The organism is Collinsella sp. LCP21S3_D3, from assembly GCF_052118305.1.
In the GTDB taxonomy this organism is placed as follows: Bacteria; Actinomycetota; Coriobacteriia; order Coriobacteriales; family Coriobacteriaceae; genus Collinsella.
Window position 1 is genome coordinate 22820 of sequence record NZ_JBQKHK010000017.1, and the last position, 11049, is coordinate 33868.

The window sequence follows — 11049 nt, forward strand, 5'->3', positions numbered from 1 at the left end:
CTACTCCCCCTCTCTGGGCAAATCATACGCACGCGCCGTCTCGTCGTACAGCGCGCGATAGTTGGCGAGCATCTGCTCGTGCAAAAAGTACGTGGCAACGCGACGCTGGCCGCGCTCCCCCATCTCGATACGGCGGGCACGGCTTGCGCACATGCGCTCCATGGCATCGGCCAAGCCCTTGCGATACATAGGCGGCGTCACAAATCCCGCCACGCCAAAGTCGTCGCCCGGGGCGCCTTCGAGCAGCTCACGGCAGCAGCCCACCTCGGTCGTCACGCAGGGACGACGCGCGGCAAGCGACTCCAGCACGCTGAGCGGCTGGCCCTCGGAGATGCTCGTCAAAATGGTAAAGTCCAGCTTTTCCATGTACTCGACCACGTTGACGCGGCCGGTAAAGATCAGGTCGCGCACGCCCAGGGTATCGACCAGCGCGTGGCACTCGGCGCCGTACTCCTCGTCGTCCACGCCGCCCATGATATGCAGGCGCACCTTAGGGACGCGCTCGTGCAGCTCAAAGAAGGCATAGATCATGGTCTTGACGTCCTTGATGGGCGCCAGGCGCACCACCGCTCCAATGTCAACCCAGCCGTCATCAGGCTTTAAGGGAATGTCCTTAAAGCGGTCGAACTGAATGCCATTGGGGATGACCAGGCATTTGTCCGCATCGCAGCCCATATCGATCTGCGTCTTGCGGGCATTGTGAAACAGGCTCGTCACGCGAAAAGCGCGACGGTAGATCTCCTCCGAAAGCAGGTAGAAAAAGCGAATCCAGCGGTCCTTAAACGACGGCACCACCCAGTCGGCGCGAATAATCTCTTCCTCGCGCTCGCGCGTGTAGATGCCGTGCTCGGTGAGCAGCACCGGCGCATGGTGAACGCTTGAACCCAAGCAGGCGAGCAGGCCGCCGTAGCCGGTCGAGATGGCGTGGTACACATCGGCCACCGGCACCTCGCTGCCCAGCAGGTAGAGCACGGGCAGCAGCATGGAGCGCATGGTATGGAATGCGTCGGCAAAAGGCGTGTAGGGGTACTCGGCCAGGCACACATCGCGAAAGATATCCATAAACGTGCGGCTCTGCAAAAACGAGAGCGGATGCACGCGACGACGCTGGAAGATATCGAACAGCACGTCCCAATCCGGATTGGAAAGCGACACCAGGCGGCGCAGCGCCTCGCGCTCGCGGTCGTTAAAGTCCGCCTCTTCCTGCTCGCCCGAAAGGCGCAGGGCGTCGTCCAGAAACGCCTCGTGCACCTCGACAACGTTTTTGGGCAGCTCGTAGACAAACTTGCCGCGGTCGGCCGCATGCGCGCCGATCACCCACAGCACAAACTCGTGCTCGGGCATGGCCTGTATATAGCCATGCATCCAGGTGGACACGCCACCGTGCACATAGGGGTAGCAACCTTCGAGTACCAAGCAGATTCTCATTTGTCGCTACCCTCCTTGCGCGCAATGGTCACCGTCTTGTCCGTGGCTTTGATCAGGTATAGGTCGCCCGTCAGATGCGTAATCTCGCCACCCGTGACTGCTCCCGGCTCGCCGTTATTGGCACGGAACATGAGCCACGCCTCGTCGTGGAAATTGCCCAGGTTAAGCGTCCAGGCATCCGCGCCTGTATCCACGCTCACCGTCACGGACGAAAAGCGCTGGATGGCGCCCGAGCATTCCGAGCCGGTCTGGCGGCGCAGGTCGGGCGCCGACTTGGTAAGCCAGTCCAGGTAGTCGGTCAGGCCGCCCTTATAGATCTCCCAGCCTTGCCTGGCGCCGCGATCGGGATCGAGCAGGTCGTCCGGGTGCATAAAGTGCGTACTCACATAGTGCATGTTGAGCTCGGACACGGCAGCCAGGCGCATATAGGAATCGTCGACCATGCCGCCCGAGACAATACGCGGCTGCTCCACGATGCCATCGCTCGCCACGCTAAACTCCTGCACGTACGGCAGGTCGGTGCCATCCTCAAAATACGTACTGGCGATGGTCTTAATGCGCGGCACGTCCTCGCCAATAATCTTGCGAGCGCGGGCCGAAAGGATATTTGACGGCGGCACGTAGACCGAACCGTGCGCGTTGGGTAGCACCTCGTCCTGAAAGGCGATAAGCTCGTTGAGCGATGCAACAAGCGTCTCCTTGTTCTTCCACGTCTTGTAGTCGTACAGCGCGCCATAGTCGGTGTCCCAGAGTGCCAGCGGCTGATGGTTGTAGCCGTGAAAGCCCAGCTCTCCGCCCATCTGCAGCAGCATGCCGCCAAAGTAGCGAAACTGCGTGGTATCGGCCTGGCGCGCGGGCTCGGCCTGATTGACCGCGTCCTCATAGTTTTCGATCATCACGCCGGTATAGCGAATGCCGTATTTTTGCGCGAGCTTTTGCAGATCGGGCCACCAGACCTTGGCATAAAAGTCGGCGATGGAAAGCCCGTAGTCGCGCTTGATGTAGGTGCCGTCGCCCGAGGGCACGGGGCTGGGAAAGTCGTCCAGATAGAAGACGGCACTGTTGATGACCGGGTAGGCCGTGGCATCGCCGAGCAGGCTGATCGCCGCGGCGTAAAACCCGCGCATGACCTTGTCGTAGACACCGATATTGCACACCACGGTGCGTCCGCTACCGCAGTCATTGGACCAAATGAGCGGGGCGCCTGCATCGCCGGTCTTAGCCCACACACGCGCCGTCTCGCGCAGCGAAACCGAAAGCGACGAATCAAAGGGGTCCGAGAGCCCGTAGCGCTCTCCCCCGCCCAGCATAAAGTCCTCGCTCGGCACAATGCTTTCGGCTATTACATAGTCGTATCCGGCCGATTCAATACCAAGCTTGGGAGCAATCACCTGCAGATAGCTCGAATTATCCGGCGGCATGGCGAGCATAAGCGAACCGCCGGCACTCACCCAACTCATAATATCGGTCAGGTGCGTACCGAGCCCATCGAGCGACGGCATGAGCAAAATCACGCGATCGAAGGACGTCAGCGAGGGAATCGCATCCGCGCCATCGGTGGCAATATCAACGTCGCGGTGCGCGATCTTCATGTCGAGCAGGATCTGGTCAAACTGCTCCTTTATGTCCTCGACGCCGTCTTGATCGGTATCGGTAATGACCAGGCACGTCGGCTTTTGGCCAAACATCGCCGAGGAGGCAGGCACCGCGTCATTGGCGGCAAGCATCCCCAGTTTATGCTGGCCCGCACTGTACTGCACGCCGGCACGCTCCACCAGCAGCACGGCGGCCATGGCGATAAAGACCGCCCACACCACAAGCAGGCCCATCCAGCGAAAATGGCCCGCACGGTCGCGGATACGCTGCACCACGCTCATCGGGCCTCCTCCCCGTCGCGCCAAAAAGCCAGCTCCTCGCGGTTGGCGGCGCTCAAGTACACATGCTGTTTGTCGATCGCATCGATCACGCGGTGGACCTCGTCACCGTCGCGGCGCATCACGGCCAGGCGCAGGCAAAGTATCCAAACCTCCTGCTCCTCGGGCGCGTCGAGCACGAGCTGGTCGGTCACGGCCTGCGCCTCGTCGATCTGGTCGACATCGGCCAGCGCCGTCGCATACCGAATACGCAGCTCAAAGGTGTCCTCGCGCTCGCAGCGGCGCGCAAGCAGACGTGCGTACTGTTGACGCTGAATCTGAGCCACGCGCCCCTCAGCCAAACCCGAGTCCAAATACTCACCAAGAAAATCGCAGTATTCGTTGAGGTTTTGCGCGCTCGGGTCGGTCTTAAAGGCGCGCTCCAGCTGCTGCAGTTTAAGGTCGGACTCCTTGGAGATCTGCGCCACCGCCGTCGCGGCATAGTGCGCCACCTCAACGTCGTCGTTCAGCTTAGCCGCCTGCAGCTGCGCCAGGTACGCATCGGGCTCCTCGGTAAGCATGGAGAGCATGAGGCGGCGCCGGTCTGCCGGGTCGTTGACGATGAGCGCCTCCTCGAGCGGGATCACGCCCGCATCGGCTTCACGGTCGTGCACCAAGATGCTGCGATGCAGCTCGTCGTTAATGCGCAGCGACTCTAGCGTGTCGTCCTTAAGGTCCGTGCCAAACACGGCGCTACGCGTGATAAGCAGCACCACCAGCAGCGGTCCCCACAACGGCACGAGTACCATCACGGCCAGCATATGCCCGCGCACCGGCAGCAGGCCCAACTTCATAAGCGTCCACAACACCAGGCAAACCAGCGCATGAATCAGCAGCAAGACGGCAGCAACGACAAGCGAGATCAAGCGACATCCCCCTCACCGTCACCGGTGTCAGCGATGTGCTGCAGAAGCGCCACGATGTCCTCGCCGTCGACGGGCTCCACCGCAATCCGCTTCGCGCTCAGGCGCTCGCGGATAATGGGCAGGTCGCACGGCTTTGCCTGGCGCATAAGCAGGTAAAGCACGTCACCGTCGACCAGGCCCGCTGCATCGCTCTCGCGGATTGCCGACCCAATTGCGCCCACCAGCTCGCCGACAGGCTCCATGCCCGGCACCACGCGCAGGAGCAAAAAGCTGCCCATCTTGCCATCCGACAGCGCCTGCTCGGCCGCGAGCTCTTGACCAAAGGCCGCCTGTTTGAGCACGCACGTGCCATCGACGCAGCGTTTATCCTGAGCCACCGCCTCATAGTCAAAGGCACGGCCCAGCGCGCTTTCGACCAGGCCGCACAAGATGCGGAACAGGTTTTGGTAATAGAGCGTCATTTGGTTCTCGGCCGCACGACGCAAAAAAATCAACACGGCGGGCGCCCCGTCGCGCTCGATCGTATATCCAAACATGGGAAGCCCCGGCGTCAGCTCGCGATTGACCCACAGGTTCGAACGACCCCCGCCGCCCAAAAGGGGTGCAAGTTGCTCAAGCGTGAGCGAGCGCGTGGCGTCTTCGGCAATCACGGGACTCGCCGCCACCAGACGTGCAAACGCCCCGCCCGAAACGTGGTAGATCGTCACCGAATTGTTTTCGAGAATCTCACCCATGAGCTCACAGCACTTGCGGTAGATGTCGCGCGGGTTGAGCACGTCGAGCTCTTGCGTCACGGCAAAGATCTTGCCAAAGCTATCGTGACGCCCCACAATCTGGCGCTTGTAGGTGCGCTTGTCCTCGATAGCATCGTGATAGAGCTGCGTGAGGAACGTATTGCGATTACGCACGAGCTCGTTTTGGTCGCGCTCCACCTTAATGGCCTCGTTGTTGCGCAGCTGCACGTAGCCGCATACGGCACCCACCACAAAGTACGCGATAAACGGCAGCCAGTTGGACGGCTCGTAAAAGAGGCCCTGGAAGGTATAGCCATACTGGGTAAAGTAGCTCACAGCCAAACCAACCGATGCCAGCAGTGCCGCAGCCAGACCAAAGTCCAGGCCATACAGCGTGCCGATGAGCACGACGTAGAGCAGGCGATAATCGAGCACGTTGAGCTGGGCAGATTGCGAGAACAAATACTCCAGCACCTCGAACAGGACCCAGGCAACGCCCGTCTCCAGGCATTTAATAGGCAGCGTGTGCATCTGGATGCGGTCGATAGCGGCGCGCAAGGGGTTGACCTTCCCTGCGCGGCCAGCATCCCAGCGAGCATGAATGGTCGAAAGATCACGAAACGGGTCGTAGCGCTGAAACCAGCCATAGCGAACGCGAACGATGTCGCTGACGGGCAGGGCATAGCCGGCAGAATCGCCATAGGCAACTGAGAGCCCTGGGAACAGCGCCTTGAGGGCCTCGCCCACCTCACCTGACGTGTGATGGAAGGTATCGGCAACATCGAGCGTCTCAAAGGAGGCGTCCCAGCTGTCAAAGATGCGATGCACCAGCACCGCGAGTTCCTCGGCACACAGCAGCGGAAACGGCGCGTCCTCCGCGCCCTGCAAAGCGACCGATCCGGTTGAGCACGCGTCAAATAGCGGCACCAAAAACGGGTCCTCCAGTGCGGCAGACGCGGTATACAGGAACGGCACGCGCAGGATCTTGGTTTGAACGCCCTCGCGAGCAGCGTAGTAGCGGCACAGGTCGTTGGCTGCGCGCGCGATAATGCCCTTGCCCGTTCGCCCCGTGGCATCGGCGGCACCCGCGGCACCCACGGGCCCCGCTACATACAGCAGCTGGACCCGGCGACCCGCGCACGCACGAAAGACCGAGCGCAGCAGCTCGATATCGCCCACGATATCGGTATGCGGGGTAAGGTAATTGGATAGGTAGACCACGCGGTCGAACTCGTAGGCCTGCTCCAAGTGCTGGAGGAGCTCATTCCACGAGGCATGGGGCGATGACTCGTCGCGGCGCGCTTCCGCGGCAGCGACGACCTTAACATGGTCCCCGGGGAACGCCTTGGCACAAAAGTCATCGTCAACATATGCGGTGTTGCCAACAACCAGCACCTCCATGGCGCACCCCTCCCCTTAATTCCACATTTGCCATAGTCAAACATGCGTATTGTACGCCGTCAACGCGAGCCGGGACGCCTTTAAGGCAGTTTTAAGAACATCTTCAGAGGATGTGGGGGGCGACGAGGGTGCTGAATGAGCGCCCAATCCGGAAGTATGCGGCAAATTCTTGACATGCCGGCTACGCCGGATAGAGACAACGCATCTATCTGCGGTTTCGTTTCATGAAAAGGACGGTGCGCTCGAGAGTTCCGATTTTCCCCGCACTTCCGAAATAACGGCTCCGCATCGAGGGCTCTAGCAACAAAGGCGGCATTCGCGACAACATCCAGTTGCCGCGAATACGTCAAAGGGCCGTTGCCGGAAACCGAACAACGACCCTTCTTTGTCTCCGCCTCACGTAGAGTCCACGGCGACTGCATCACTGAGAACATCTTACCGTAACGCCTATCAATCCAACAGAGCGATACTCAGGAACGATCAGGAATGCAGATGTTCGTCTCCCCAATCTCCATTTAAATAAAACTAGGGGATGCCCTCCGTTAGGAAGGAACCCCCTTGCAAAACAATGGCCCATAGCAGGTCTTCGTTTTTTATTTAGGGCATCATACCGTCGCATCACTTTTTCGAAGAGCGGTTGGAAACAAATAGATTGAGAACATTAATCGCCGCAAGCCCGCCTACAAGAGAACAGGCAACGGTTGTTCTGTCCAAACAGCCCAATATGATGGCACCGACTATCAACGCAAGATTAAGAAATATCGTTCCATATTGCGCTCGCGGAATCTGTTCGGCATCAACCTTATTCATGGCGTCAAGTCGAGCTGACTCTGCCCTATCCAACGCGGCGGCAGTTTCAATTAGCCTAGATTGACTCTCAACAGAAACAGATGCCCATCGCACAATTTCATGCTGAACCTCAACAGGATACTTGGAGAATTCATCCGGTGGGGGAAGAATGCCACTCCATAGACTCGATGCAATGATCTCAGCCTGCTTCTCTGGAGTTGCAGTCGCAAACTCCCCCTCTACTTCGAGGTCTTTACCTTTAAAGACTTCTCCGAGATGATTCTGGCCGCCATCACGGTGACCATCTTGTTCGAGCTCCTCGTCGAGCGAGCCCTCGCCTCGGAAACCTTCTTGCTCATATCCAGACCCGGCCATGTCGGAAACGTTTTCACCATTGAATTCATCGTGCATGACCTCCTCTCCTTTCATCTGGTACGCATTAGTATAAACGGAATTGTTTATAGAAAACTTCGCCTTTACTACTTCTATAAGCTGAGCATTTAATGACGAATTTCTTCTAGCCCATAATCTTCAACCAGACCAAAAAACGAAGTTCGTGCTTTGAGCTAACTGATAGGGACTTCAATTCTAGATCGTGCTATACAAACGCCGCTCCTAACCGCATAGCACTCGACATAATGTGGGCCAACAAAATCAGTCTTCTCATCATGGAAGCCATCTTTATTGCCACGTTGAATTTCGCCTCGGATGCAGTTTCTCTGAAATGCAGCTTCACCGCAGTTGCGAACTTTCCAGTAAAAAACGCAATCTCTAAAAGAAGCAGCATTGACAACAAAGAAGTGAAGCGAACGCCTTCGTAGTAAAGGACAATGCCTAGACAACATATCCCTAAGTAATGAGGGTCTAAATCCATGCTGTATAACTTCGCAATTGATATCCATCGTACGACGAATATCAACCTTAAATATATCCTCGACGAATCGCTCCTCAATGGCCACGCCATACTTGGAAGCAAATTGTGCTTCTTCACTATCGGAAGAACCATCGACAACAGCGTCGGAGAATGACTTTCCAAATAAATCAATGAGAGCTTGCTCTTTTTCATCAGAGCTAGTGGCATCGGTTAGTTTTCTATGAGCTTTCTTGGCTTTTGGCACAAACGCCCCGCCATCATCATTTGTAACCTGCTGGTTACTACCCAAGGCATGCCAAAATGATTGCTCGCGATCTTGCTCGGACAGAAATTCAAAGAGATCAGCCAAAAGATCATATGGTTCGCCTGAGCGGTCATCCTGGTTGTAAAAATTATTAACAAGAGTATCGATAAGCAGTCCCTTGAAATGGAATCCGAGAGTATTTTTCCAAACCCTTAGAGCATTGCAGAGCCTTTTGCCATCTCCATCGGTCTTTTCAAATAGAGTAGAACAGGCATCTTGCTCAGGAATAGGGTCCGTCTTTTTCCAAGACCCACCATCATTTGAATCGGGATATTTAAACGATCCGTCGTCCTGCTCAAAAGCAGGAACCAAATCAATCGAATAAAACCTATCTGTGAAATTAATCACCACAGCTTGTCCGTCACCTTTTATGTCAGTCTTGGGGTAACGGTTTTTAATCGTATTTTTGACTTCTTGGAGAAGCGCTGACTGCCCATTAGAGTCATAGGCATTGAATCTCGTATAGACTTCCTGTGGCAATACAAACAAAAGGTCAAGATCACTAGTTTCGGAAACAGCAGTTTGCCGACCAACTGACCCAACCACGAGACAATGGTCATCAACAGAATCCGAACCGTAGTATTTTTTGTTCAATAATTTCGTCAGTGATTCAATCGACGATTGATACTCGCTCAATGAATCCAACGAAATTGAATCGAAGAAATTCTCAAAAGATTGTTTTTCATCCATGCTGGTTCCCTTAAGTTATCTAACCAAATCCCTCAATCCGACAGGGAGTATCTGTTCTATCTCCACCGGAGAAAACCCACAGTTACCCGCCTTAATGCTTTCACGGGCCTTTGAATAGGCTTTGGGATTTGTCATAGGGCCTTTTGCGTAAATTGAAGCAACATCCTTTTGAAGAGAATCGCGACGAGACCTGATTTCCGCCAAATCAAATGAGCGGCTGTCGGCAAGAAGTGATAGATACCCCTGAAGAATCACCCAAATTGCATCTGCGGTGGCGCCATGACAATTCGCCCTCTCGCTCAAGTTTGCCCCTTTAAGATAAATTGTTATTGCTAGACTGATCACAGATAGGCCGGCGGCAGCCAGCGCCGCAATTTCCATTCCAGATAGCCAGATACCTACAAAGCCACAAGCGGAAACCGATGTCAAAACAGTCTGTATTACGGACAAACGGTTGTTGAGTCCGTTGGCGTTGTCTGCCGCAACGAGCTGCGTCTTATACGTATACAAAAGATTTGCATAAGCCTCAGCTATTTGCAGTAAGAGCCGGCGCCTTTCTTCAAACTCTTCAGCGGTCGTTTCCATTGCTATCCTCCAAACAGTCAGTGTTTTTCTAAAAGGATAGGACGCCGCGAGGACAAAAGAATATCGCACAATAAGGCAGGCATTAACCCCAAGATTCGAGTACCAGAAGTGAGCCATATGCATAGCCCCATTGATAGCGAAAGCAACATCAAGCCCATTCTTGGCAGGACCAAGATCGATATCTGGGAGTGTTATGCGAGACATGTTCTGCAATTTATCGATAGTGACAAATACGGAAATTTGGCTTACAGCGACAAACCGGATTTGATCGATCGTGCACGGTCTCTGGGCATCGAGGTAACAGCTTCCCAATCACAAGACAGCAGAAAGGCGGAATCCCTCTATTCCAAACTCCTATACGAGAATGATTCTTCTCAGGAAAAACGCCGAATCGAACTTATTGAGCAATGTGGAGCGCATTTCGAAAAAGGAGTCCTGTTTGGTCCAAATGGTACGGATTCATTCGAGCCGATTATTAAAGCTCTTCGCAAAAAGCTAGACAGACTTGACTCTGGCGACTACGAACTCTTTAGGAGAAACGACTTGTTTGTCAGATCCAATATTCTTGCTGACGAGGAAATGCTTCGCGAAGCGCTCTCCAACATGAAAAAAGAATCCCGAGATCACTCATGGCACTTCGCTTCTGTTATCGTCTCGGTCCCTGGATACAATTACTTTTTCGATCTCGATGCATCGACATGCATATCCCTTGAATTCGGATACGAAGACCAGCATCGTATTGCTCTTGAAGCAAACAAAGAAGTGAACATGGCAGAGTCAAGCTGAGCTGAGTTACTATAACCAATCAACTAGCAGACCATTTCGCAGCAGGTCGGAATAAAGCCCCCAGAGTTCTTTGCTGCACAAGCCTCAGAGCCCCAATGAGCCATCACCTCAAGCGACGCTGACCCACGCCAATCTGGCGAGAAGGTTCTGAGAATTTGAAGCTACCGCATCGCGTATAGTCAGCCCAGCACGGGCCAGAGCGCCGCCGGGGACTAAAGCGGGCCTACCACCGCTCTCTCCCCTCCCCAACATTCCCCAGAAAGTTCGCTGATGTTGACTGGGGTCCCCGTACAATAAACCGCAACAAAATATGTGCGGAGTGCTGGCCTGGAGCTACCTTCGGACCCTATTGGCTGCTCACCGAGAGGCTCCGCTATGAAACGACCCCTTTGCTACCTGCTCTGCGCGATCGCGTGCACGTCCATGGTCGGCGCGACGATGCTATGGCAGCCATCGCAGAAGCCGTACAGCCTCAGGCAACAGCCGAGCAGCAGGCGCAGGCCGACGCCACGAACAGCGACATAGGCAAGGCTGAAGACGGCGCCAGCACAAATGCGACAGCAGATACCTGTTGATGTTCACTAAGAAGTGGTCCGAGTGATCACTGGGAAATGAGCACCGTGAGCACGAAAAATTGAGCAGTTTAAGCAAGAGGGCCGCGCCCCGGGGACCGGGGGCG

At 55.6% G+C, this 11049-nt stretch carries 8 protein-coding genes; 1 reads left to right on the plus strand and 7 read right to left on the minus strand.

All coding sequences use genetic code 11. From position 1 onward, the window contains the following. From pelF to ACTQ1S_RS07850, 7 genes are all read right to left on the minus strand, one after another. Positions 1–1428, minus strand: a complete 1428-nt coding sequence (gene pelF / locus ACTQ1S_RS07820; protein WP_441547454.1) for a GT4 family glycosyltransferase PelF — start codon at positions 1426–1428, stop codon at positions 1–3. Continuing rightward, the gene (locus ACTQ1S_RS07825; protein WP_441547455.1) at positions 1425–3305 is read right to left on the minus strand and encodes a DUF2194 domain-containing protein; all 1881 of its coding nucleotides are present in this window, start codon (positions 3303–3305) and stop codon (positions 1425–1427) included. Before ACTQ1S_RS07825 ends, pelF begins: the two co-directional genes overlap by 4 nt. Then, entirely contained in the window at positions 3302–4207 is a 906-nt protein-coding gene (locus ACTQ1S_RS07830) for a hypothetical protein (protein WP_441547456.1), read from the minus strand. The genes ACTQ1S_RS07825 and ACTQ1S_RS07830 overlap by 4 nt, the downstream gene beginning before the upstream one ends. After that, entirely contained in the window at positions 4204–6342 is a 2139-nt protein-coding gene (locus ACTQ1S_RS07835) for a DUF4118 domain-containing protein (RefSeq protein WP_441068656.1), read from the minus strand. The genes ACTQ1S_RS07830 and ACTQ1S_RS07835 overlap by 4 nt, the downstream gene beginning before the upstream one ends. 618 nt (positions 6343–6960) lie before the next feature. Then, complete coding sequence (locus ACTQ1S_RS07840; protein ID WP_441547457.1) at positions 6961–7542, minus strand: hypothetical protein; 582 nt, start codon at positions 7540–7542, stop codon at positions 6961–6963. Between the two features lie 155 nt (positions 7543–7697). Beyond that, positions 7698–8999, minus strand: a complete 1302-nt coding sequence (locus tag ACTQ1S_RS07845) for an SMODS domain-containing nucleotidyltransferase (protein WP_441547458.1) — start codon at positions 8997–8999, stop codon at positions 7698–7700. 15 nt (positions 9000–9014) lie between these two features. After that, the gene (locus ACTQ1S_RS07850; RefSeq protein WP_441547459.1) at positions 9015–9584 is read right to left on the minus strand and encodes an SLATT domain-containing protein; all 570 of its coding nucleotides are present in this window, start codon (positions 9582–9584) and stop codon (positions 9015–9017) included. Positions 9585–9701: 117 nt separating this feature from the next. Between ACTQ1S_RS07850 and ACTQ1S_RS07855 the strand changes: the two genes are divergently transcribed. Then, complete coding sequence (locus ACTQ1S_RS07855) at positions 9702–10370, plus strand: hypothetical protein (protein ID WP_441547460.1); 669 nt, start codon at positions 9702–9704, stop codon at positions 10368–10370. The last annotated feature ends 679 nt before the right edge of the window (positions 10371–11049 follow it).